The organism is Litorimonas cladophorae, from assembly GCF_014652455.1.
GTDB lineage: Bacteria > Pseudomonadota > Alphaproteobacteria > Caulobacterales > Maricaulaceae > Litorimonas > Litorimonas cladophorae.
In genome coordinates, this window is sequence record NZ_BMYV01000001.1 from 685,634 (window position 1) to 709,513 (window position 23,880).

General features: G+C 51.5%; 28 protein-coding genes and 1 tRNA gene. 5 read left to right on the forward strand and 24 right to left on the reverse strand.

Annotated elements, in window-relative coordinates; translation table 11 throughout:
- Positions 1-65: 65 nt before the first annotated feature.
- From IE073_RS03325 to IE073_RS03380, 12 genes are all read right to left on the reverse strand, one after another.
- Positions 66-1,286 (reverse strand): LL-diaminopimelate aminotransferase, encoded by a 1,221-nt coding sequence (locus IE073_RS03325; protein WP_189581243.1) that lies wholly within the window; start codon positions 1,284-1,286, stop codon positions 66-68.
- Positions 1,287-1,311: 25 nt separating this feature from the next.
- A complete protein-coding gene (locus IE073_RS03330; protein ID WP_233349776.1) occupies positions 1,312-1,701 on the reverse strand; it encodes a hypothetical protein in 390 nt (129 codons plus the stop codon).
- A 59-nt stretch (positions 1,702-1,760) separates the two neighbouring features.
- On the reverse strand, positions 1,761-2,798 hold the full coding sequence (argC, locus tag IE073_RS03335; protein WP_189581249.1) for an N-acetyl-gamma-glutamyl-phosphate reductase: 1,038 nt from the start codon (positions 2,796-2,798) through the stop codon (positions 1,761-1,763).
- Between the two features lie 79 nt (positions 2,799-2,877).
- Complete coding sequence (gene rpsI, locus IE073_RS03340; RefSeq protein WP_189581252.1) at positions 2,878-3,393, reverse strand: 30S ribosomal protein S9; 516 nt, start codon at positions 3,391-3,393, stop codon at positions 2,878-2,880.
- A 4-nt stretch (positions 3,394-3,397) separates the two neighbouring features.
- Positions 3,398-3,868 carry a 50S ribosomal protein L13 gene (gene rplM / locus IE073_RS03345; protein ID WP_189581255.1) on the reverse strand — a complete coding sequence of 157 codons (471 nt, stop codon included), beginning with the start codon at positions 3,866-3,868 and terminating at the stop codon, positions 3,398-3,400.
- Between the two features lie 142 nt (positions 3,869-4,010).
- Complete coding sequence (locus IE073_RS03350; RefSeq protein ID WP_233349778.1) at positions 4,011-5,027, reverse strand: COX15/CtaA family protein; 1,017 nt, start codon at positions 5,025-5,027, stop codon at positions 4,011-4,013.
- Between the two features lie 71 nt (positions 5,028-5,098).
- Positions 5,099-5,175 (reverse strand) — tRNA-Pro (locus IE073_RS03355).
- Between the two features lie 69 nt (positions 5,176-5,244).
- The gene (locus IE073_RS03360; RefSeq protein WP_189581262.1) at positions 5,245-5,817 is read right to left on the reverse strand and encodes a MerR family transcriptional regulator; all 573 of its coding nucleotides are present in this window, start codon (positions 5,815-5,817) and stop codon (positions 5,245-5,247) included.
- A gap of 53 nt (positions 5,818-5,870) precedes the next feature.
- Positions 5,871-6,194: an integration host factor subunit alpha gene (locus tag IE073_RS03365; RefSeq protein WP_189581265.1), complete on the reverse strand. Its 324-nt coding sequence runs from the start codon at positions 6,192-6,194 to the stop codon at positions 5,871-5,873.
- Positions 6,195-6,268: 74 nt separating this feature from the next.
- Positions 6,269-7,225, reverse strand: coding sequence for a beta-ketoacyl-ACP synthase III (locus tag IE073_RS03370; protein WP_189581269.1), 957 nt, complete (start codon positions 7,223-7,225; stop codon positions 6,269-6,271).
- Positions 7,222-8,277 (reverse strand): phosphate acyltransferase PlsX, encoded by a 1,056-nt coding sequence (gene plsX, locus IE073_RS03375; RefSeq protein ID WP_189581272.1) that lies wholly within the window; start codon positions 8,275-8,277, stop codon positions 7,222-7,224. Before plsX ends, IE073_RS03370 begins: the two co-directional genes overlap by 4 nt.
- Positions 8,278-8,342: 65 nt before the next feature.
- Complete coding sequence (locus IE073_RS03380) at positions 8,343-8,909, reverse strand: ubiquinol-cytochrome C chaperone family protein (RefSeq protein ID WP_189581275.1); 567 nt, start codon at positions 8,907-8,909, stop codon at positions 8,343-8,345.
- A 137-nt stretch (positions 8,910-9,046) separates the two neighbouring features.
- On the opposite strand from IE073_RS03380, the gene IE073_RS03385 reads away from it, so the two are divergent.
- Positions 9,047-9,556 (forward strand): outer membrane protein assembly factor BamE, encoded by a 510-nt coding sequence (locus IE073_RS03385; protein ID WP_189581278.1) that lies wholly within the window; start codon positions 9,047-9,049, stop codon positions 9,554-9,556.
- Positions 9,557-9,581: 25 nt separating this feature from the next.
- On the opposite strand, the gene thiL is transcribed toward IE073_RS03385, so the two are convergent.
- The 11 genes from thiL to hemA form a co-directional block, all read right to left on the reverse strand.
- A complete protein-coding gene (gene thiL / locus IE073_RS03390; protein WP_189581281.1) occupies positions 9,582-10,562 on the reverse strand; it encodes a thiamine-phosphate kinase in 981 nt (326 codons plus the stop codon).
- The gene (gene nusB / locus IE073_RS03395) at positions 10,555-11,088 is read right to left on the reverse strand and encodes a transcription antitermination factor NusB (protein ID WP_233349779.1); all 534 of its coding nucleotides are present in this window, start codon (positions 11,086-11,088) and stop codon (positions 10,555-10,557) included. The genes thiL and nusB overlap by 8 nt, the downstream gene beginning before the upstream one ends.
- Entirely contained in the window at positions 11,085-11,513 is a 429-nt protein-coding gene (gene ribH / locus IE073_RS03400; protein WP_189581284.1) for a 6,7-dimethyl-8-ribityllumazine synthase, read from the reverse strand. Before ribH ends, nusB begins: the two co-directional genes overlap by 4 nt.
- A 4-nt stretch (positions 11,514-11,517) precedes the next feature.
- On the reverse strand, positions 11,518-12,660 hold the full coding sequence (gene ribB, locus IE073_RS03405; RefSeq protein WP_233349781.1) for a 3,4-dihydroxy-2-butanone-4-phosphate synthase: 1,143 nt from the start codon (positions 12,658-12,660) through the stop codon (positions 11,518-11,520).
- Positions 12,661-12,679: 19 nt separating this feature from the next.
- The gene (locus tag IE073_RS03410; protein WP_189581287.1) at positions 12,680-13,297 is read right to left on the reverse strand and encodes a riboflavin synthase; all 618 of its coding nucleotides are present in this window, start codon (positions 13,295-13,297) and stop codon (positions 12,680-12,682) included.
- Positions 13,297-13,947 carry a RibD family protein gene (locus tag IE073_RS03415; protein WP_189581290.1) on the reverse strand — a complete coding sequence of 217 codons (651 nt, stop codon included), beginning with the start codon at positions 13,945-13,947 and terminating at the stop codon, positions 13,297-13,299. The genes IE073_RS03410 and IE073_RS03415 overlap by 1 nt, the downstream gene beginning before the upstream one ends.
- Before the next feature lie 2 nt (positions 13,948-13,949).
- The gene (nrdR, locus tag IE073_RS03420) at positions 13,950-14,414 is read right to left on the reverse strand and encodes a transcriptional regulator NrdR (protein WP_189581293.1); all 465 of its coding nucleotides are present in this window, start codon (positions 14,412-14,414) and stop codon (positions 13,950-13,952) included.
- A gap of 68 nt (positions 14,415-14,482) precedes the next feature.
- Positions 14,483-14,827 (reverse strand): ribonuclease E inhibitor RraB, encoded by a 345-nt coding sequence (locus IE073_RS03425; RefSeq protein WP_189581296.1) that lies wholly within the window; start codon positions 14,825-14,827, stop codon positions 14,483-14,485.
- A 216-nt stretch (positions 14,828-15,043) separates the two neighbouring features.
- Positions 15,044-16,351 carry a serine hydroxymethyltransferase gene (gene glyA, locus IE073_RS03430; protein ID WP_189581298.1) on the reverse strand — a complete coding sequence of 436 codons (1,308 nt, stop codon included), beginning with the start codon at positions 16,349-16,351 and terminating at the stop codon, positions 15,044-15,046.
- Positions 16,352-16,431: 80 nt separating this feature from the next.
- On the reverse strand, positions 16,432-16,767 hold the full coding sequence (locus IE073_RS03435) for a hypothetical protein (RefSeq protein WP_189581300.1): 336 nt from the start codon (positions 16,765-16,767) through the stop codon (positions 16,432-16,434).
- Positions 16,768-16,849: 82 nt separating this feature from the next.
- Positions 16,850-18,085, reverse strand: a complete 1,236-nt coding sequence (hemA, locus tag IE073_RS03440) for a 5-aminolevulinate synthase (protein WP_189581301.1) — start codon at positions 18,083-18,085, stop codon at positions 16,850-16,852.
- Positions 18,086-18,213: 128 nt separating this feature from the next.
- Between hemA and hemB the strand changes: the two genes are divergently transcribed.
- The gene (hemB, locus tag IE073_RS03445) at positions 18,214-19,206 is read left to right on the forward strand and encodes a porphobilinogen synthase (protein ID WP_189581303.1); all 993 of its coding nucleotides are present in this window, start codon (positions 18,214-18,216) and stop codon (positions 19,204-19,206) included.
- Here the strand turns inward: hemB and IE073_RS03450 are convergent.
- Positions 19,203-20,066 (reverse strand): NAD(P)-dependent oxidoreductase, encoded by an 864-nt coding sequence (locus tag IE073_RS03450; RefSeq protein ID WP_189581305.1) that lies wholly within the window; start codon positions 20,064-20,066, stop codon positions 19,203-19,205. The genes hemB and IE073_RS03450 overlap by 4 nt on opposite strands.
- An 81-nt stretch (positions 20,067-20,147) precedes the next feature.
- Between IE073_RS03450 and IE073_RS03455 the strand changes: the two genes are divergently transcribed.
- The 3 genes from IE073_RS03455 to IE073_RS03465 are packed head-to-tail and all read left to right on the forward strand — an operon-like array spanning position 20,148 to position 23,880.
- Positions 20,148-21,965 carry an SLC13 family permease gene (locus IE073_RS03455; protein WP_189581307.1) on the forward strand — a complete coding sequence of 606 codons (1,818 nt, stop codon included), beginning with the start codon at positions 20,148-20,150 and terminating at the stop codon, positions 21,963-21,965.
- 9 nt (positions 21,966-21,974) lie between these two features.
- Positions 21,975-22,703: an arginyltransferase gene (locus tag IE073_RS03460; RefSeq protein ID WP_189581310.1), complete on the forward strand. Its 729-nt coding sequence runs from the start codon at positions 21,975-21,977 to the stop codon at positions 22,701-22,703.
- Between the two features lie 28 nt (positions 22,704-22,731).
- Positions 22,732-23,880, forward strand: a complete 1,149-nt coding sequence (locus IE073_RS03465; RefSeq protein WP_233349783.1) for a TRAP transporter substrate-binding protein — start codon at positions 22,732-22,734, stop codon at positions 23,878-23,880.

Genomic DNA, 23,880 nt, shown 5'->3' on the forward strand with positions numbered 1-23,880 from the left:
AAAAACGCGTGCGAATACTCCCGCGCAGAAGTTACAAAGAGAGCAACGCCGGAAATGCAGAAAAATTACTCCGCGACAGCAGGCTCGACCGCTTCTTGCATCATGAGCTTTATATTACGCGCCGCCTGACGAATACGTTGTTCGTTTTCAACAACCGCGATCCGCACGTAACCTTCACCATTGGCGCCGAAGCCGACACCCGGGGAAACCGCGACACCCGCTTTGACCATCAAGAGTTTAGAAAATTCGACTGACCCTAAATGAGCATATTTGGGCGGCAATGGCGCCCAAGCAAACATTGAAGCATCGGGCGATGGAATATCCCAACCCGCGCGACCGAAGCTCTCGACCAAAACGTCTCGGCGCTTGCGATAGATTTCTCTCGCTTCGGCAACACAGTCTTGAGGTCCGTCGAGCGCGGCACAGGCCGCGACTTGAATCGGCGTGAACGCACCATAGTCGAGGTATGATTTTACGCGTGTCAGGGCGGCGATTAAACGACGATTTCCAACCGCAAACCCCATACGCCAACCTGCCATAGAGTAAGTTTTTGACAATGACGTCATTTCGATCGCCATAATGTCCTCGGGATCGACAAATTCAAAAATAGAGGGCGGCGCTTCGCCAAAATAGATTTCAGAATAAGCGAGGTCAGACAGGATAATAATATCATTGGCCTTCGCGATCTGAATGATCTCTTCATAGAAAGCACGATCAGCCATCTCTCCAGTTGGGTTTGATGGAAAGCAAACGACAATAGCCATAGGCGGCTTGTCCGCTGTGGCCAATGCGGCTTTGACCCCGGCCAAATACTCATCAGCGGTGATGGCTGGGATCCCCTGTATTTTGGCACCCGCAATAATGAATCCATAGGCGTGTAAAGGATATGATGGGTCTGGAGCGTAGATGACATCGCCGGGCGCGGTTATGGCCTGCGCCAAATTTGCGAACCCTTCTTTCGAGCCGATCGTCGCGATAATTTGGTCTTCAGGATCAAGCTCCACTCCAAACCGTCGGTCATAGTAGCGTGAACACGCCTGACGCAGCCCCTTGATGCCGCGTGATGCCGAATAGCCTGTCGTCTTTGGCTTTTGAACCGTTTCGACTAACTTATCGATCACATGCTTAGGTGTGGGCAAATCTGGGTTCCCGAACCCGAAGTCTATGATATCGTGACCCTCAGCCCTCAGCTCCGCCTTTAGTTTATTAACCTCGGCAAACACGTAAGGCGGCAAACGCTTGATACGATAAAACTCGTCCGCTGAAAGTTTTGGATTGGTCTGCATGGGGGCGTTTCCCTATAGCCTGAATTTATTGTCTCGGTTTGTATGCAGGGAAGCCCTGTATGGGTCCCGTCGCGGGATCATCTTTCTTGTACGCCTGAACTTTGGCTTTCAAAGCGTCGAAATCTGCTTTGGATTGTTCGGGATCGGGGCCAGACACCAAACTATATTGGCCATTTTCATCGCGTAGCCTCTGCAGTGCAATGGCATCTTGATCCCATTGCTCCGCCGAACGAATATCGTCTGGTGCTAAAGGTGCATCTTTGACCCTCGGATAACTCGTCTCAATGTTTTTTGCTTCTTCGCTAAATTCGGAAGACTTCATCAAGTCAATTTTCGGCATTGATACAGTCTGACAAGCCGCCAATGTCAGCCCCAAAAGGGGAGCCAGAAGAATCCGAAAATTTTTTGGTTGCATGATCATGTTTTTCTTATGCGACAAAGCGGCCTGAACGTCATCCTAATAATCGTCCAGATTTATGGGAATACGCCAACACCTGTCAGGCCTAACGTTTCATCCCAACCTTGGGTCAAGTTATAGTTCTGAATGGCTTGACCAGATGACCCCTTGGTCAAATTATCAATAACAGAAACGATGACAGCTGATCCGGGGGTGCGGTCTGCGAATACGCCGATCTGGCAATGATTACTGCCGCGAACGTGACGTGTTTGCGGAACTTGTCCTGCGGCCAGGACATGGACGAACGGTTCAGACTTATATGTGTCTTCATAATGCGCACGCAGCGTATCCACGCTCACGCCGTCCGAAAGCTCCACATGGCAGGTCGCGATCATACCCCGGTTCATCGGCAGAAGATGCGGCGTGAACCGGACCTTGGCACTAACGCCGGCGAAGTCTTTCATGGCTTGGTCCATCTCTGGCGCATGACGATGCGCTCCAATGGCATAGGCTTGCGCACCATCCGTTGTTTCTGAATAAGCAAAACTCAGGGACGCTTTGCGCCCTGCTCCAGTAACGCCAGATTTCGCGTCCACAATGAGGCGCTCTGGGTCAATGAGTCCCTCTGCGAGACCCGGCAATAGCGCCAGCATCGTGCACGTTGGATAACACCCCGGACACGCCACGAGCTTCGCACCTTTGAGCAGGTCCCGTGCAAACTCGCTCAGGCCATAAACCCGTTGCGATAGAAGTTCCGTGAAATCGTGTGGCCGCCCATAAGTATCGGCATAAAGCTCTGGGTCAGACAGACGGAAATCAGCTGAGAGGTCGATGACCGTTTCAACTCGGTTATAAATCTTAGCAATCGTTTCCTGACTGGCGCCATGCGGCAAACAGGCGAAGACGACATCAATCTCGTCCCAATTGACCTCATCGGCGGTCACCAAAGCGGGTAAATCCTGCCCCGCAAAGTTTCGAAAAACATCCGAATACACTTCGCCCGCACGACTATAGGCCGTCAAAGCCGTTAGTTTTAGCTTTGGATGGCCAAGAATAAGGCGCACGGCTTCTGCGCCCGTGTATCCCGACGCGCCTAAAACAGCTGCATTTTTCATCTTAAATCACCCACAAAAAAAAAGGCGCCTCGGAATTCCGAAGCGCCTGAAAACATAGACCAAAAAGGTCGGTAAACGATTAACGCTTGGAGAACTGGAAGCTCTTACGCGCCTTGGCACGACCATACTTCTTACGTTCAACAACACGCGAGTCACGTGTGATAAAGCCAGCCGCCTTGAGTGGCGCGCGAAGAATTGGCTCATAATACGTCAAAGCTTTTGTGATGCCGTGACGCACAGCGCCCGCTTGACCGGACAAACCGCCGCCTTTGACAGTCGCCATGACGTCATAGGAGTCAACACGATCAGAGACTTGGAAAGCCTGAGCAATGATAAGGCGTAGAACTGGACGTGCGAAATATACTTCGACGTCGCGGCCATTTACCGTGATCTTGCCATTGCCAGGTTTGATCCAAACGCGGGCGATGGAGTTCTTACGCTTACCCGTAGCATAAGCACGGCCAAGTTCGTCAATTTTTGGCTCAGGTAATGTCGCAGGATCGATGGCCTTAACGTCACCGCCGGCAGTGCCAACAGTTCCGTCAACAACGTTTTTGAGGTCCGCAAGGGACTGTACTGTATCTGTGTCAGCCATGGTCTTAACCTCGCTTCACGTTTTTAGGGCTCATCGATGCGAAATCGATAACTTCTGGCGTCTGCGCCGTGTGCTCATGTTCCGCACCAGCATAAACGCGCAAGTTGGAGAGCTGCTTGCGGGCAAGCGGGCTTTCTTTCGGCAGCATACGCTGCACAGCTTTGCGCATCACGCGATCAGGAAAGCGCCCGTCGAGGATTTTGCCAGCTGTTGTTTCTTTCAAACCACCCGGATGCCCCGTGTGACGATAATAAACTTTGTCAGCGCGCTTTTTACCTGTGAGGTGAACTTTGTCAGCATTGATGATAATAACATTGTCGCCGCAATCCATGTGTGGCGTGTAGTCGGGGCGATGCTTTCCGCGAAGGCGCATGGCAACAAATGTAGCCAAACGACCGACGACGACATCTTCCGCGTCGACGAGAATCCATTTCTTCTCAATCTCAGCGGTTTTCAAAAACTTTGTCGTTTTCATGATAAACCTTAGAATGTGTACGACCCAAAGTGGGCCGAACTGCGATGGCGCTACCTACGCAAGGCAAACCCTATCGTCAACAGGCCAAATCAGGGACCCTTGTTAAAAAGCTATTTTAAAACAACGGGTTAAGAAATAGGTATTATTTTACCGTATATCGAGAGCGCCAATTAACGCCAATAACAGCCAGAAAGACGAAGATCGAAGAGAACTGGTGCAAAAGCGACAAATTGAGAGGAGCTACTGCCAATAAGGTCCAGATTCCTAATCCTACCTGCCAGAGCAAGACCGCAAAAAAGACGACCATAGCCGGCTGAACCGCACGACTTCGCCGCATCGACCACCCCACCCAAATCGCGACGGCCAGTAATATATATGCCAGAGTCCGGTGGTTGAATTGAATTGCAGCAGAGTTCTCGAACATATTGCGCCAGAATGGGGTCTGTATTCCGTAACCTTGCGGAATAAAGTCACCATCCATCAGCGGCCATTCATTATAAGTATGGCCAGAATATGTACCCGCCATGAATGCCCCACCGATAATCTGAAGATAAACGAGACCAGCAAGTAGTTTCGTTCGCCCTCGCCCCAACATACTCGGGGCACGATCCCAACCACTCGCCTGCCGCTTATATAGCCAATAGAGAACACCCAAGATAATGAAGGCGATGCCCAAATGGGTCGCTAGACGATATTGACTGACGCTGACCATACCCTCCTGAAGACCGCTGTGAACCATCCACCAGCCTACTGCACCCTGCATGCCAATTAGCAATGCGACGGAGAAAAATTTCCACCTATGGCCGCTCGCGAATTTCCCGCGCAGGAGGAAAAAGAAAAGTGGCAGCGTATAAGCCAATCCAATAAATCGACCTAGCTGGCGATGCCCCCACTCCCAAAAATAGATAAATTTGAACCCCTCAAGGTCCATTCCAGGATGCTCGGCTTCGAACTCTGGAATAAGTTTATATTTTTCAAATTCAGCCTTCCACGCCTCTGTTGACAGGGGGGGCAGCGCGCCGCGAATTGGCGCCCACTCAGTGATGGAAAGACCTGAGTTTGTCAGTCGCGTCGCGCCACCCACGACAATCATCGCGGCAACTAAAAACATCATGAATAGGAGCCAATACTCCACAGATTTGGAACGTGTCTCGGTCATAGAACGCATATAGCGCGAGAGACGCCAGAGTCGACGCGTCAAATCAGTCGCAGTCTGAAGAAAAAACGAGATGGTCGGAGTAGTAGGATTCGAACCTACGACCCCACGCCCCCCAGGCGTGTGCGCTACCGGACTGCGCCATACTCCGCCGTCCATCTCGTGAGTGGCGCTATAGAAAATACCGATGAGGCAAGCAAGGAGTGATTACCTGCTAATGTTATGAGGATTTACCGTCTTCGCGGAAAGCGGCCAACCGCGACTTTAGGCCCTGCAAACTTTCGAGGGCGGCTCTAAGGGCATCTTGATCAGAGGTCTTGGGGGTGGCGGGTGGCGCCAGCGGGCGTTCAGGCTGAACGGTCTGCCGTATAATGGGTTCTGATACGACCTTCGCTGGCCTCGGAGGAGTGGCGACGCTTGGCTTTGACAGTGGTGCTGCGGGTCGATCGGCGGATTTAATACGCTTCGGAAGAAGGTCTGTCTCTGCAACGGGTCGATCTTTAGCCGCTTTCTCAACAGAGCGCCCAAGCTCAATGATGCGATTCGCACCCTTTTTCTGAATTAGCTTTTGAACATCTTTTATCGGATGTTTCTCATCATGGAGGAGCTTTTTGATACCGCGAATGAATTCGATATCTTCGGGTCGGTAAAAACGACGTCCTCCCCCACGTTTTATTGGTTTGATTTGGGAGAACTTAGATTCCCAGAAACGCAAGACATGTGGCTGCAAACCCAGCTCTTCGCCAGCTTCGCTGATGGTTCTAAACGCTCGTGTTGTTTTTGCTTGGCTCATTCTCGCTGCATCATCCCGCTACGCCGAATCGTTCGACTGCGAGTCGCAGGCTATCACGATTTGGTGGATAATGCCGAATCGACGCGTTCACGCAGAACTTGCGAAGGTTTGAAGACCAAAACGCGGCGCGGTGTGATTGGAACTTCTTCACCTGTCTTCGGGTTTCGACCAATACGCTCGCTTTTATCTCGCAAAGAGAATGTTCCGAATCCTGCTAGCTTAACGTGCTCACCTTTTTCGAGTGAGTCGCCGATGTGGTCGATTACAGATTCGACCAACGTCGAACTTTCCGAGCGTGACAAGCCGATTTCCCGATAAACGGCCTCGGCCAAATCTTGTCGTGTAACGGTCTGTGTGTTTGCAGTTGATCCGGCCATGCGCGCATTAAAGCAAATCTAAGCGCCATAGCGCAAGCTAAGACTTTGATAATTGTTAGATTATTTTACGACGCCTAATAACGCAGCAACGCAGCGCCCCATGTGAAACCGCCACCAAATGCTTCCAGCATCACCAAATTGCCTCTTTTTATGCGTCCATCCTTAACGGCGCAATCCATCGCAAGGGGCACTGAGGCTGCGGACGTATTCGCATGGTCACCGACTGTCGAGACGACTTGTTCAGGTCTAAGCTTCAATCGCTTTGCGACAGCGGTCAAAATGCGTTGGTTCGCCTGATGCGGCACAAACCAATCAATGTCCGACATTTCGACATCTGCTTGTTCCGCGCAATCGCGGATAACTTGTGCGATATCTGTCACAGCATGTTTGAAAACTTGGTTCCCCAACATTCTCAAATGTCCAACGGTTTGAGTTCTAGACGGCCCGCCGTCGACGTAGAGCATATCACGATGACGACCGTCTGATCTAACAAAGGTCCGTAAAACACCTTGCTCGGTATCTTCAACGGCTTCCATGATGACCGCCCCTGCCCCATCGCCAAATAACACGCAGGTTCCGCGGTCGGTCCAGTCGAGGATGCGCGAAAATGTTTCAGCACCGATCAAAAGGACGCGTTTTGCGCCCCCAGACTGCAAAAGCGAATTCGCCACATGCATGCCATAGATAAAACCAGAGCATACTGCTTGAATATCAAAGGCAGCGCCGTGGTGCATTTCCAATTTCTCTTGGATAATCGTCGCTGTTGAAGGAAATGTAAGGTCCGGCGTTGAAGTAGCGACAATAATCAAATCAATGTCAGCCGCCCGCATTCCGGCGTCATCTAAAGCGCGCTTTGCCGCTTCGTAACCCAGATCAGAGGTATACTCGCCTTCGCTAGCAATGTGCCGCTTCCGAATACCAGTTCGCTCTTGTATCCAAGCATCCGAAGTGTCGACGCGTTTGGATAAGTCCTCGTTACTCAGAACTTGCTTAGGCAGATAACTTCCGATCCCGCGGATGACGGCCCTCATGATATGAAACCGATGTTGTCATCTTCATCATGCAAAGCATCCAAGCGCGCGTCGATTACGTCTTGGAAATCACTCTCGGCCAATCCCATGGCAATGTTTAGAGCATTGGCAAAGCCAACGCGGTCCGTGCCGCCATGGCTTTTGACGGCGACCCCATTGAGCCCCAAGAAAACTGCGCCATTTGCCCGTCTAGGATCCATCTTCTTTTTAAGCTTATGCAGAGCCCATCCGTTCAATGCCGACGTAAACTTCGACCATATATTCCGTGTCAGGGCTTCCTTGACGAAGCTCTCCACCAATTTGGCGGTACCTTCCGCTGTTTTCAGTGCGATATTTCCCGTATAGCCATCTGTGATGACCACATCGACGGTCCCTTTGGAAATGTCGTGTCCTTCAACAAATCCCAGATAATTCAGGCCAAGTTGCGATTGGGACAGCCGTTCATTAGCAATCTTGACGACGGCGTTTCCCTTTCCCTCTTCAGTGCCGACGTTTAACAAGCCGACTGAAGGCTCACTCTTTTTGTAAATAGCCCGATAATACGCCTCACCGAGAACAGCAAATTCGGCGAGTTGCGCGGCGTCACATTCAACATTGGCCCCAACATCTAGAACGACCGTCATATCGCCAGAGAGATTCGGCCAGCTAGCTGCTAGGGCTGGACGCTGAACGCCCTTCTTCGCGCGGAGTTGCAATTTAGACATCGCCATAAATGCGCCGGTGTTACCAGCCGAGACAACCACACCCGCCTGACCGCCTTTTACTGAGGCAACGGCATTCCACATACTTGTGCCTTTACCCTTCCGGAGAGCTTGGGAGGGCTTGTCGTCCATCGCGATGGCGGACTCTGTGTGATAAACTTCAGATCGCTCTCGCGTGCGCGGTGCTTTTTCCAAAAGTGGAGCTAGAGCTTCGGCATCACCGTGCAATAGGAAACGCGCGCGACGCCCCGAACCTTCATGGCTCAAGAAGTATTCAATGCCTTTGATCACGATATCAGGCGCATTATCGCCCCCCATCGCGTCAATTGATATGATTATTCCGTCAAGCATTCCGGGTTCCTATTGAAGGGCGGGTATAATCATCGAGGCGCATGACGCAAAGCCCTAAACGTGTGTTAAGCGGAGAGAGTTGGAAACTCAAAATTGGTGAGCGCAATATCGCCAATAGATTTCGAACTGAGCGATTGATCAAACGTCTGCAAATAGTTTGAAATCTGTACAGAAAATGGCTGGCCACCATCCCCAAACGACTTCGTTTTAGCGGTATCTGGAAGCGTCTCAATAAAAACAGAATTTACGGCAACCGAAGGGTCATCGGCGTGAAGGGCTTCAGCATATCGCTTCACGCGGTCGTAAAATAACGAGATCATGGGTTGAATGCGTTTTTTGACACTGGCGTCAGATAACGCTTCCTCACGCAGAGCGATTTCAAAGTCGTCCTTCATTTCATCGAACAAAGCCTGCCCCAAACGCTCCCCATTCTGACCGAAACGGTTCAGATTAGACAGGATCGCTGCGATGTGCAGCGTCAAAACATCGATACGTCCATCGTAATCATCGTTGAAACGCCCTGCTGCGTAAAACTGGGGGTCACGCGATTGCGCCATAAGTTTCCCGTAAATTCGCCGCGCATCAATGGTCGCTGCGTCATCGCGTCGGAATAGCTTATTCAAAAATCCCATAAGTCTTAACCTTCTTGAGCCTGGTTTTTCGTTCACTTTGACTAAGCGTGACCAAATCTTCACGCAGTTGGAGTCTTGCCCTTCATATGGTGGAGGGCTAGGGCGTACACAACCAAAGACTCTACGGGCGAACCCCTATGAACGTGCCAACCAAAATTGCAATTCTCCTGAGCGCGGCTTTGCTCTCAACCGCGTGCAACCCAATATTGCGAACGCATGGCTATGTGCCGACCGCCGAACTTCCGCAAGAGGTCAACCCTGATACAGATACGAAGTCGTCTGTTCTGGCTCGTTTAGGAAACCCGTCGGTCAAATCTACTTTTGACGAAGATATAGACGACGACGTTTGGTATTACATCACCTCGGTGCGACAGCGTTACGCTTACCTGCGTCCACAAATTGAAGACCGCACCATCACGGCCATTCATTTTAATCCAGACGGACAAGTCGAAAAAGTCGCAGAATATGGGTTAGAAGACGGTGTACCTGTGAATTACGTCGACAGAACAACACCCACCCGGGGTCGTGAGTTGTCGGCCTTGGAGCAAATTTTCGGCACAATTGGTCGTTTGCCAACCGATCGTTTAACTGGCGCAAATAGCCCAACAGGCGGCGGGGGCGGTGCTGGCCAAACTGGCGGGCGCTAAACTTTCGCGCCTACCCCCTCAGAATTTAGACGTGTCGATATCCTTTTTTCGGCCACGCTATTTCCTGACCTTCGACATCAATGCAGACTGAACCTTCGCCCGGCAGGATCGATCCGACAAGTGTCATCTGGAGACGCCCTTCCCTAGCTGCGTCAAAGATTGCCTGTCTGTCCTTAGGCGACGACGTAAAAACAATTCCATAATCGTCGCCAAAACTCGCGAGCTCGATGCGCGCGGCTATTGGGTCATTTTGCCCATCGGCCCAAATTTCTCCACCCATGGAAAATGGCAAAGCGTCAAAATTCAATGCGGCGCAGGCTTTGGATAGACGAGATATGTGAGCGACATCCGCCATCAGGCCATCAGAAATATCGGCAGCGGCCGTCGCATATTCCCGCAAGATTGTTCTGAGTTTCACCGCCGGCTCTGGTCGCCAGTAAGCTGATTCAAAACGGTAAATGTCCTGACCATTCGGCGCTGGAGAAATGAGTTGGTTCGTCACCAAATGGCAGCCCAGCATTGCGTCACCCAAGACGCCACTCACCCAGATATCATCGCCGATGACCGCCCCATTGCGTTGCACCATTCCGTGCTTGGGAACCTCTCCAATAAGCGTGATCGAAAAGACGGCTTTCCCCGACGTCGCCGTCGTATCGCCTCCCCAAAGGGTGCATCCAAATTCGGATTGGGTCGTTTCGAGGCCCTTCGCAAATGCGGGAAGCCACTGCTCCATTAGCTCAGAATTCATCGCGACGCTTAGTAAATAACCGCGCGGTGTGCCGCCTTTCGCCGCAATGTCTGACAAATTTGTTCTTAAAAGTCGCTCTGCGACGTCGGCCCCATACATTCCATCCGGGAAATGCACGCCCTCCACAAATGTATCCATTGTGATCACGAGTTCGCAATCATCGCGTGGTGTATATAACGCGGTGTCGTCTTTAAGCCGTAGGCCTTCAGGTCCCGCCAATGGGGCGAAACAATGTTCAATCAGCTCAAATTCATTCATTTTCAGCGCTAGGAACGGGTGAAGGCACCACAGTCGACTTTGTATCAGGCGCAATATGAGAGGCTGTCAGACCAAACTCGGCGGACCGAACGGTCTTCGCGATTTTGTCCAAAACCCCGTTGACCATTCCTGGCTCCTTGCCGGAGAAGAAATCCGTCGCAATTGCCATATACTCTGTAATAATAACGACGGCGGGCACGTCTGGACGACGCATGATCTCGTATGTTGCTGAGCGTAGCAACGCGCGCAAAGTTGCATCTAAACGTCGCAAAGGCCACTTCTCTGTCAGATGTTTGGATATTGCTGTGTCGATGTCGACTTGGTTAGCCACAACACCTGCCATGATATCTTCAAAATAGGCTTCGTCGGCATGGACCATGCCGGGTTCTTCATCATAGCCGAAGCGGTGATCCAAAAACTCTTTGACAACCTGCGCATTCGTAACGCCAGAAACGTCCATCTGGTAAAGTGCTTGAACGGCGCTCACGCGTGAGACGCGGCGCAGTTTTGGGTTCGCGCCGCTCACGACTTATTCAACTCATCGCGAAGTTGGATCATTCGGATGACTGCAGACGCTGCGAAGCCGCCCTTGTCCTTTTGATCCGGCTTGGACCGCGCGATCGCCTGCGTTTCGTTTTCAACGGTTATGATACCGTTGCCGATGGCAAGTTGATGATCGACCGCAAGATCCATCAAGGCGCGTGCAGACTCGGCACAAACATAGTCGTAATGGGTTGTTTCACCTCGGATCACACAGCCTAGTGCGACATATCCGTCGTAACCTGCCCCAGCTTTCTCCGCATAAGAAATAACATGAGGAATTTCCAAAGCGCCCGGCACATTCACCTTCACGATTTCAGCATCAGCGGCCTGCAACTTGGCCAATGCGCCCTGCAGAAGATCTTCGGAAATTGACTCGTAATAGCGAGCTTCAATGACAAGAATTTTCATGGCGCTAGGCCCTTGTGTTTTTCAATGGAGTGATGCCCACGAGTTCAAGATCATAAGCTTCAAGGCCGATAATCTTCGGCATCACATTCGTAATCAAGCGCATTTTTGTAACGCCTTGATGGGATAGGATTTGTGCACCCACGCCATATTCACGAATTGTTTGTTGCTTTCGGTCACCCGACGGTTGTCGCGCGCCGAGACGTTCGAGTAAACTGTCAATTGAACCCTCGCGGATCAGAACCAAAACGCTATGCCCGTCATGAGCTGCCAGTTGCTTCATCGCGTCCCAAATCAAACCAGATCGCGGGCTAGCTTCCGATAAGATGTCGCCAGCAAAATCAATTTTATGGACGCGAACAAGGCTTTCTTTGCCTTTCACGGCACTTCCTTTGGAAAGCGCGACATGTTCCTTATTGTCTAGGAAATTTCGATAGACGTGAATTTTAAACTCATCGCCATTCTGAGACTTAAAATCACTGCTCGCGATGTGGCGAATGAAGTGATCTTTCTGCAAACGATAGGCAACGAGGTCTTCAATCGTACCAATGTTCATACCGTGTAATTTAGCAAATTCGATCAGATCCGGTAACCGCGCCATAGTGCCATCATCATTCATGATTTCACAAATAACAGCCGATGGGTTCAGACCCGCAATCCGTGATATATCAACGGACGCTTCGGTATGGCCTGTGCGGACAAGAACGCCGCCATCCTTGGCGATCAGCGGAAACATATGACCGGGCGTTACAATGTCGTCTTGGCGACTGTTCGGGTCAATCGCCGTCTTAATCGTCAAGGCTCTGTCGCCTGCACTGATCCCTGTGGTTACACCTTCGCGAGCCTCAATCGACTGCGTGAATGCGGTCTCGAACCGCGATCCATTGTTCTTATTCTGCGGCTCTAATCCGAGTTTTTCCGCATGAGCGGCCTCAAGAGACAAACAAATCAGACCTCTGCCATGTTTGGCCATAAAATTGACGGCTTCTGCCGTGGCAAATTCACCTGGAATAATCAGGTCGCCTTCATTTTCGCGATCTTCTGCATCGACAAGAATATACATCCGTCCATTGCGCGCATCGTCAATTATCTCCTCAGGCGATGCGAGTTTAAAATCGCCGTCAAAGGTCGTTGTATTCGGTTCGGTCAAATCATTTTCCTATCGGCGCTTAGGCGCTGGGGTCTTTCATATGACCCAAGTAACGCGCGACATAGCGGGCGATCAGGTCGATTTCCAGATTTACTTCGTCCCCGACCTGTAATCCACCCAATGTCGTTGCGGTGGCCGTATGCGGGATGATATTTACGGAGAATGTGGACCCCTTCGCGGTGTTCACAGTTAACGACACGCCCTCAATGGTGATTGACCCCTTGGGCGCAATGCCAAATGCGATGTGCGCCGGTGCAGTGAAATCCAATTTGATTGACCCCGCGATCTCTTCCCGAGCCGTCAAAGTCCCAACGCCGTCGACATGTCCCGTGACCAAATGACCGCCTAATTCGTCCGCACCAGTCAAGGCGCGCTCCAAATTGATCTTCTGACCAACTTTCCACGCACTCATAGTCGTTTTATCCAGGCTCTCGTCAGAAACTTCAAAAGCGTACCAATTCGGGCCTTTTTCAATGACAGTCATGCAGGCCCCTGCATGAGAAATGGACGCGCCAATATCGATTGAGGATGTGTCATAGGCGCAGGTGACTTCCATGCGAGTATCACCCCACTCGCCCCCAGTGTCGCGTGTGATCGCGCGAACTGTGCCAATATCCGTAATGATCCCCGTGAACATCAATCTGCCTTTATATATACTTCATGGAGATCATGCCCGACCTCAGTAAACTTCATACGGTGCAGACGCACAACTTGGCCCATATTTGTTAAGCTGAGCGCACCTACGCAGTCCCGACCGTCCCCGCCCAGCAAAACAGGAGCACGATACCAATGCAAAGTGTCATAGAGACCTGCCCGAATAAAACTCGCAATCAGCGTACCGCCCCCCTCAACCAACAGAGACCGAACCCCGGCTTCTCCGAGGCGTGAAAGCGCTTCGGTTAGGCTCAGTCCGTTTTTATCCGTGACCGAATGTACGATAACGCCTTTTTCTCGCAGAATATCTGCCTTAGCTTCAGTCCCCTCGCGGGTAAAAACCCAGGTCGGCGTGTCCTTAGCCGTGGTGACGAGGTGTGAGGTAACATCAAGCCGCAAGGTCGTATCGAATACGACTCGAATGGGGTTTGAACGCCCCAAGACGCGGGTTGTTAAATGTGGATTATCAAGTTCTGCTGTATTTGCGCCAACCGCGATTGCGTCATTATCGGCGCGCAAATAGCGACCATGGGCGCGAGACGCTTCTGATGTCACCCACTGGGATTCCCCATTGGCGAGCGCAATTTTGCCATCAAGAGAGGTGGCCAGTTTAAGTGTGATTTTAGGAAACAAACCTATTCATCCTCATCCGAAAGTTTTTCATCTTGAATGAAGGTTCCAAAATCCTCTGTCGCCCGAAAGTCTTTGTAAACAGACGCATAGCGGACATACCCAATCTTATCTAAGCTCGACAAACCTTCCATCACAAGCTCACCAATGCGATCAGATTCTATCTCAGGTGTTCCCCCCGCCTCTAGTTGACGCACAACACCAGAAATCATTTGTTCAACGCGCTCAGGGTCAACAGGTCGTTTTTGCAAAGCAATCAAAACGGATCGCGCAAGCTTATCCCGGTCAAACGGGGTTCTTCGCCCAGATTTTTTTATGACCATCAATTCGCGCAGCTGAACACGTTCAAAGGTCGTAAAACGCCCGGCGCAGCTGCCACACTGTCGGCGACGGCGCACGGCCGTATTATCCTCGGCCTGGCGAGAATCTTTGACTTGTGTGTCTTCAGAGGAACAGAATGGGCAGCGCATTTTAGCGATATAGGGTGAGTTGGACTAAAAGACCAATTCAAATCAGCTCCCTGCGGGAGGCATAGGCCCTATTCATCCAACACTAGTGCGGCTTCCCAACCCTCATAATCGCCAGAGAACTCAGCTGCCAAATTACGGATGGTCGACAAACGTTCGCCAATGTCGGCTTCGATCAGTGTTCCGTCGTGATGGGCGCGTACAACAAATCCATCATCTCCCTCGTCCGCCCCGGGCTGACCCAATGCGACGTCATGGAAGCCTTTGCTAAAGAGGGATTTAGCAAAGGACCGTGCTTGATCTTCTTCTTCAAAATAAGTGTAGTGGATGACGTCGCGGATAGCGGTTTTATTATCACCGTGAGCCGCTAACGCGTGCAGTGTTTCGAAGTCTGTCGGTTCAAGCAAAGTCTTCATTCGCTATTCTCTTTAACAGACGCATAGAGATAAACTAGAAAAACCACGGTGCACAATACCAAGGTGATAGAACATCCGACAAGTGATACAGCCAAGTCACTATGACCAGAGTTATTTGGCTCGCTCACCGATATGTAAATCATACCCAAAATGATCATCACCGAAATAGGAGATGATCGAATCAACGATTTTTTTACAGCGCTTTTTTGGTGGTTATCAGTCCGCATAAATCGGGAAGCGTGAGGTCAGTGCGATGACGCGGTCTTTCACACTGGCTTCGATCTCTGGATTGCCCTCTGGGTTTGCAGCCAATCCGTCGAGGACTTCGACCATCAACTGACCGATCTCGCGGAATTCCGCAGGACCAAAGCCACGTGTTGTTCCCGCTGGCGAACCAACCCGGATACCAGATGTGATCGTGAATTTCTCTTTATCGAAAGGAATGCCGTTCTTGTTGCAGGTAATGTAAGCGCGTCCGAGCGCGGCTTCAGCGGCATTGCCCTTCACGCCTTTAGGCGAGAGATCGATGAGCGCCAAATGCGTATCTGTGCCGCCAGAAACAACGGCGTAACCACCCTCAACCATAGCAGCCGCCATCGCTTGGCAATTGTCGATAACGCGTTGAGAATAAGCTTTAAATTCGGGTTTAAGCGCATCACCAAAGGCGACAGCCTTACCTGCGATGACATGCATCAATGGTCCACCTTGCAAGCCTGGGAAAATCGCTGAGTTGAACTTGCGTGCAAGCTTCTTGTCGTCCGTCAGGATCATACCGCCACGTGGGCCGCGCAATGTCTTATGTGTTGTTGTCGTTGCCACATGTGCGTGTGGGAATGGCGAGGGGTGCGTTCCGCCCGCTACGAGGCCAGCAATATGCGCCATGTCCACGTGAAGATAAGCGCCAACCATGTCAGCAATCTCGCGGAAGCGTTTAAAATCAATCTGCCTCGGATAAGCAGAGCCGCCACAGATTATGAGTTTGGGCTTATGCTCTTTGGCAAGGGCTTCGACATTATCATAATCAATCAAATGCGTGTCTTCGAGCACGCCATAGGTGATGGCATTGAACCATTTCCCTGACATGTTTGGCGGTGCGCCATGGGTCAGATGCCCACCCGATGCGAGGTCCATACCGAGGATAGTGTCGCCCGGTTGAAGCAGCGCGAGGAAGACGCCTTGGTTGGCCTGTGAGCCCGAGTTCGGTTGAACGTTTGCATAACCAACATTGAAGAGCTTACACGCACGCTCAATCGCGAGATTTTCGGCGACATCAACATGTTCGCACCCGCCGTAATATCTCTTTCCTGGGTAACCCTCGGCATATTTGTTTGTAAGGACAGACCCTTGCGCTTCGAGGACAGCCTTTGAGACAATATTCTCGGAGGCAATCAATTCAATTTCATGCTGCTGACGATGCAACTCGTCCTGCATAGATGCAAATAGTTCAGGATCACGATCCTTCAGGCTTTGCGTGAAATAGTTGCTCAAATGTGCAACACCTTGGTCATTGGCAACGGCGGTCATGGAAGTCTCCGAGTTCGATACGGGAGCGGGATAGGAAAACTACGGCCTTGACGCAATGGGGCGATGCAACGCAGCTGTGACTAATCGCGTTTTCGAGAATACTGGGTTATGACCACGTCATGGCTGTGACCCGTGGAAATGACGATATCCTCTGTTTGGCCAGAAGACCTACGATCAAACAACGCCCATCCACCAAGCGGCTCTAATTTTCCTGTTATACAACGCTGTTCAGGCAATTTTGTTATAGGCTCATTGGACAACCAATTTACCCCTAGTCCAGCGGCGGTATCGCGCCAATTCCCGTCGCGATGCTCCGTAATTCGGACATTCTCAAATTGTTTAGTCGCCACACCGCAAACTTTTACAAGTTTGTCGCGATATTCAACAGTGTTATCCGTCGCCTGTTTGAGCGTCAAAGATTTTACGTTCAGCGCTTGTGATTGGCACCCGCAAAGGAGAAGTGCCACGAAGGCAAAAAGAAAAGCGCAAGCTTTCAAACTAAGCGACTTTTTCGCGCTTCAATCCATATTCCGCCCAGACCGTTTCAAGCGCCGACATCAACTCATCCATCATGATATCATCGTGGAACGGGCTAGGCGTGAAACGCAGGCGTTCTGTCCCGCGTGGAACAGTTGGGTAATTGATCGCCTGAGCGTAAATCCCGTAATCATTGATCAAAGTGTCGGAAATGGCCTGACATTTCACCGGATCACCCACCATGAGCGGCACAATATGCGTGTCGCCATCGATGAAATTATAGCCGCCTGCCCGTAAGCGCGATTTTAACTCATTCGCGCGCTCTTGATGCTGCTCGCGCTTTTCCGGTGTTTGCTTGAGCACCTTGACGGAACGCAGAGCGCCCGCGGCAGTGGACGGCGGAATAGATGTTGTAAAAATGAAACCAGACGCCGTTGAACGAACAGCATCGATGATGACGGAGTCAGCGGCGATATAGCCGCCCACCATGCCATAGGCTTTGGCAAGCGTGCCTTGGATAATGTCGATGCGGTCCATCAGACCGCGCTCTTCGGCGACACCACCCCCATGGGGGCCGTACATGCCAACAGCATGGACTTCGTCGATGTAGGTCAATGCGCCATATTTATCCGCAAGATCGCAAATCTGCTCAATCGGCGCAATGTCGGCATCCATTGAATAGACAGATTCGAAAGCGATAAGCTTCGGCTGATCTGCCGGTATTTTTTTCAGCTTTGCTTCGAGGTCTGCCAAATCATTGTGCTTGAAAATGACCTTCTCACATCGCGCACGTTGAATACCCGAAATCATCGACGCATGGTTCATTTCATCAGAGAGAATCACAAGACCAGGCAGAATTTTGCTCATGACACCAAGGGTTGCTTCATTTGCCACATAGCCAGAGGTTAGAACGAGCGCAGCGTCCTTGTCATGCAAATCGGCCAATTCGGCCTCTAACTGCACATGATAGCGCGTGGTGCCGGAGATATTACGTGTACCACCAGAGCCTGTACCTGCTGCGTCCACTGCAGATTTCACAGCCTCAACGACGCAAGGGTTTTGCCCCATTCCTAAGTAATCATTGGAGCACCAAACGGTGATATTTTGCTCGGACTTATCATCTTTAAACCATGTGGCGCGGGGGAAAGCCCCAGCTTTACGGCGAATATCGCGAAAAATGCGATATCGCCCTTCCTCGCGGACAGTTTCAACTGCAGCCTCGAATGCTGCGCGGTAATTGACGGCTTTGGTTTCCATGCCCAGTCCTTAGTCGACCGAACGCGGCCGTTTCTGACATCAGTCGTATATATAGGTATGGTCGCTTTTCCAATGACAAATGCTTGCATGGCCGCTATGTCGCGCCGACTGCTAAATAAGGGCCGATTATGTCTGTTTTTCCGCAAATGCGCCTGCGCCGTCTCCGTCGCACCGATTGGATGCGCCGCATGGTCGCCGAAACACATTTAACAGTGAATGACTTGGTTCTCACGGCGATTGTTTCTGATGCGGGTCCTGACCGCGTAGATATACCGAGCTTGCCAGGCGTACAGCGTCTTTCCGTGAATGCCCTCGTCGAAGAGGCGCGTCGCGCTGCCGACCTCGGCATTCCTGCGATGGCTATTTTCCCAAATATTTCAGAAAATGAAAAATCAGAAGACGCGGCCGAAGCCGCCAATCCCAAAGGTTTGGTGCCCCAAGCCGTTCGGGCAATCAAGGACGCGGTCCCTGAGATCGGAGTCATCGTTGATGTGGCGCTGGACCCCTATACAAGCCACGGACATGACGGATTGATGGAAGGGGACATCATCCTCAACGACCCGACCGTCGAGATGTTGGCGAGGGTTGGTGTCATGCTGGCCGATGCTGGCGCAGACATTGTCGCTCCAAGCGACATGATGGATGGTCGAATAGAGGCTGTGCGCCAGGGTTTGGATGACGCAGGCCACACAGATATATCGATCTTGTCCTATGCTGCAAAATTCGCTTCTGGGTTTTACGGCCCCTATCGCGACGCGATTGGAACGAAAACCGCCTTAAAAGGTGACAAGCGCACCTATCAAATGAACCCCGCCAATATTGATGTGGCCTTACGCGAAGTCGAGTTGGACCTCGCTGAGGGCGCAGATATGGTCATGGTCAAACCGGGCATGCCTTATCTCGATGTGATCTCTGCGATCAAAGCCGAATTTGCGCGGCCGACTTTTGCATTCCAGGTCTCTGGCGAATACGCGATGATGAAAGCCGCAGGGCAAAATGGCTGGTTGGACTATGATCGCATAATGATGGAATCTTTGATGTCCTTCAAACGCGCAGGATGCGACGGCATTTTGACTTATGCCGCGATTGAGGTTGCAGAACGCTTGAAAGAATCTCACTAAGTCTTTGATTTCAGTCGCGCTAAAAGACTAGACGTATCCCAACGATTTCCACCCATGGCTTGAACCTCTGCGTAATAGCTATCAACAAGCTCCGTCACGGGCATGTCGAGGTCCAAGGCTTTCGCTGTGTCCAATACGATACCTAAATCCTTACGCATCCAATCGACGGCAAAGCCAAATTCATATTCACCCTTGGCCATTGTTGTGGCGCGGTTGTCCATTTGCCAACTTTGCGCGGCGCCTTTTCCAATCGCCCCGACGACTTCATCCATATCCAAACCTGCGGCTTGGGCGAAATTTACGGCCTCAGAAAGCCCTTGAAGCATCCCTGCGATGCAGATTTGATTGACCATTTTCGTGAGCTGACCCGCCCCAACTGGCCCCATCAGTTTCACGGCTTTCGCATAGGCATCAATGACGGGCTTAGCGCCGTCAAAATGGGTTTGGTCGCCGCCGCACATCACAGTCAATTGGCCCTTAACCGCGCCAGCTTCACCGCCAGAAATAGGGGCATCAATAAACCCAAGACCGGCCTCGGCACATAATTTGCCGACTTGCTTGGCACATCCATCAGATGCCGTTGTGTGATCGACCAATATAGCCCCTGTCTTCATCGCCGGGACCGCGCGGCTGGCAACGTCCAGAACGTCAGCGTCCTGACCCACGCACATCATCACGACGTCCGCGCCCGAAACGGCATCTGCGACTGCGCCATTCGTTGATCCATCATACTCGGACCCCCATCGTTCCGTGACCGATGCCGTGCGATTCCAAACTGACACATCATGTCCTGCGGCGACTAAATGCCCTGCCATCGGATAGCCCATCACGCCCAAACCCAAAAACGCCACTTTAGTCATCACTAATCCTCATTCAGTTCTTGTCTTGTCCGTCCCTATGCCTTCAAATGACAATATGGCAAGACAGTACCCCCTCGTTCCATGATCGCATTACCTGAAATTTGGCAAATGTGGTCGGTCTTCGGCATCGTTGCCGTGGGCGTGTTTTTCTATGTGCGTGAGAGTTTTACCATTGAAGCGATCAGTGTCGGTATCATCCTTGCGCTCATGGTCTTTTTCCATCTGTTTGGCGCGCCTGGTACGATCAAAAATGGACAGTTGCTTTCAGGCTTCGCGGCCCCTGCGCTCGTTACGATCATGGCATTGCTGGTCGTCGGACAAGGCATGTTTCAGACAGGGGCGCTGGAAGGCCCAATACTGAAAATCAATAGCTCTCTGGACAAGTCTCCACGTCGAACCCTTCTCATGGTCTTTACCATCGCCTTTGCGGTGTCGATGTTTATGAACAACACGCCTGTCGTGGTCATGTTCATTCCAGTCATGGCGGCCATGGCGGCGCGCCTGCGCAAAAAGGCTTCCCGATATATGATGCCGCTGTCTTTCATATCCATTTTGGCGGGAATGACGACCTTGATCGGCTCGTCAACGAACCTCTTGGTCAATGATGTTTTAGTCCGCACGACAGAATTTGAACTCTCATTCTTCAGCCAGTTTGTGCCTGGTATGACCTTGGCCATTATCGGCGCTATCTATATCATTATTATGGCCCCTATCCTGCTTCCAGAACGTGAAGGATTGGACGCCGAAATCACATCGACGGGCCACCAATATATTGCGCAGATTCAGGTATCTCCAAACCACCCACTTATTGGCGCGAAGCCTGTCGCGGGCCTATTCCCGACTTTGCGCGATGTCACAGTTCGTATGGTCCAACGCGGCGAGCGCTCAATGTTACCCCCTTTCGAAGACGCACTGGAATCAGGTGATATTCTCATCGTAGCTGCGACGCGGGGAAGCCTTTCCAAGCTACTGTCTTCTCAGCCAGAATATTTACGGGGCATGTTAAATATTGGCGGGTTTGAAGCCGAAGCAGATACTGCCGAACCCATTGTCATTTCCGAAGCCGTCGTCGCGCCCGGTTCGCGGATGATCGGGCGAACGATCGAACAAATTGGTTTTCGTCGCCAAACAGGGACCTTGGTTCTAGGTGTTCAACGTCGCTCTCGTATGATCCGAAAACGCATGTTGGAAATTCGCTTGGAAGCGGGCGATGTTTTGCTCTTGTTTGGGTATGACAGCGACATGCGCGCGCTGCGGAACGATCGCGATCTTCTGCTATTGGATTGGTCCATGGTCGAACTACAAGACATCCGAAAATCATTCCTTGCCAGAGTGATCTTTATCGTAACGATTGCCTTTGCCGCGACATCAATTCTGCCTATCGAGATCGCAGCACTCGGCGGCGCCTTAGGCATGATCGCAACAGGTTGTCTAAATGTCCGACAAGCCATACGGGCATTGGATATGCGAATCTTCCTCTTGATTGGCGCGGCCTTCGCGATGGGTTTATCGTTGGAACAAACAGGTGGCGCGGCTCATATTGGGCAGCTGATCGTCAATGCGTTCATGCCATTTGGCAATCAAATTTTAATCGGCGCAGTCTTTATCGTTATCGCCTTCTTCACCAACATTATAAGCAATAGCGCGGCAGCACTCCTGTTCTCCCCCATCGCATTGGAGATCAGCGCCCAAACGGGAATCGACCCGATTGCAATGGTGCTCACGGTGATCTTTGCGGCCAATTGTTGCTTTGCCACACCTATTGCTTATCAGACGAATTTACTGGTTCTTGGGCCGGGACATTATCGGTTTGGGGATTTTATCCGATTTGGCGGGCCTCTCATCTTGTTGCTTTGGATTTCATACACCCTGCTTGCGCCCGTCTTTTTCCAGCTCTAACACAGACGCATGAGCCACCCGTTCGACCCGAACCAATTGCAGTTTTATCTGACGATTCCTGCCCCCTGCCCTTACTTACCGGACAGGATGGAGCGAAAGATCTTCACGCAACTAGATCCGCTCGATGGACCTCACCTCAACAACTACTTGACACATGCGGGCTTTCGCCGGTCTCAGAACGTAATCTACCGTCCCGCCTGCGAGACCTGCCGCGAATGCCGCAGCCTGAGAGTCGACGCGCGCGCGTTCACGCCGGGAAAAACATTTCGGCGGACACTCAACCGGAATGCCGACCTGAAAATTGCTATCAAATTTGCGGCTGCCACGGACGAGCAATTTGATTTACTCCAACGATACCTCAATCATCGTCACGCCGATGGCGGCATGACGAATATGGATTTCGAACGTTATGAAATGATGGTTGAGGAATGCGCGTCAGAAACTGAGATCACAGAATATAGAACGCCCGAAGGTAAATTGATTGCGGCCATGTTAGTCGATCATCTGACCGATGGGATGTCGCTAGTTTACAGCTTTTTTGACCCTGATTACTCAGACCGTTCTCTGGGTAATTTTATGGTCCTGACCCATTTGCGGATGTGCCAAGAGCAAGATATGGACTTTCTCTATCTCGGCTATTGGGTGCCAGATAGCCCGAAGATGTCATACAAAGCCCGCTTCCGCCCCTGTCAGACTTTGACGCATGCCGGATGGCGCACTCTCCCGAGCTCGACATGACAACGACCCAATCAAAGCGAATCCAATCATGAGCATTAAACGCCGCGATATTGTCGCAGGTGCGGCTGCCCTCGCGACAGGCGCAGGGGTCGTAGGCGCCCTTCGCCCAAAAGGGACTGGCGGAAACGCGCCAAACCGCAGCGACACACTTTCGGCGCCAAATCTCTCACAGAATCGTAAGCAATTCCGCATGGCGACAAGCTGGCCAAAGGATTTCCCTGGTCTTGGGCAAATGCCCAATCGTTTCGCCGAGGCGATGAAACTGATGAGTGATGGCCGCATTGAGGTTAAAGTTTACGCGGCGGGTGAATTGGTCGGCGCAACTGAATGCTTTGATGCCACCAGTACAGGCGCGGCCCATATGTATCATGCCGCCGAATATTACTGGCAGGGTAAATCCCACGGATTTTCTTTCTTCACCGCTATTCCCATGGGCATGACCGCAGCTGAAATTATGGGATGGGTCGATTTCGGCGGCGGACAAAAACTTTGGGATGAGCTATCCGCAAAATTCAACATAAAGGCCTTCCAAGCTGGAAACACAGGTCATCAAACGGGCGGTTGGTTCCGTAAGAAAATGGAAACACTGGACGACTTCAAAGGGCTGCGGATGCGAATGCCGGGCCTCGGCGGAGAGATCATCCGCGAGTTGGGCGGGACCGCCGTCACCTTACCAGGTGGGGAAATCTATCAAGCTTTGCAGTCGGGCAGCATTGACGCGACCGAATGGGTGGGACCTTGGAATGACCTCGCCCTCGGGTTTTACCGCGAGGCCCCATATTACTACGCCCCGGGATTTCACGAACCGGGCGCATCTTTGTCTTTAGGCGTAAACCTTGACGTCTGGAACGGCCTGAGCCTCTCGGATCAAAATATGATCCGTTTTTCTTGTAAGGCCGCCAATGACCAATCCATCGGCGAATATACTTATAAAAACGCACAAGCGCTCGAGGAATTGAAGACAAGATACGGTATCGAACCGCAATTCTTCACCACAGAAATTCTAAAGCGTGTCGGTGAAATATCAGATTCCGTCGTTGATGATTTTGGCAGTTCAGATGAGCTGACACGGCGCATCGCGGATAGCTATTTCAAAACGCGGAACCAAATGCGCTATTGGACGGAAATGTCCGACGGTCGCTTTATCGCCGCGCGCGAAGCCGCGCTAGGAAAATAG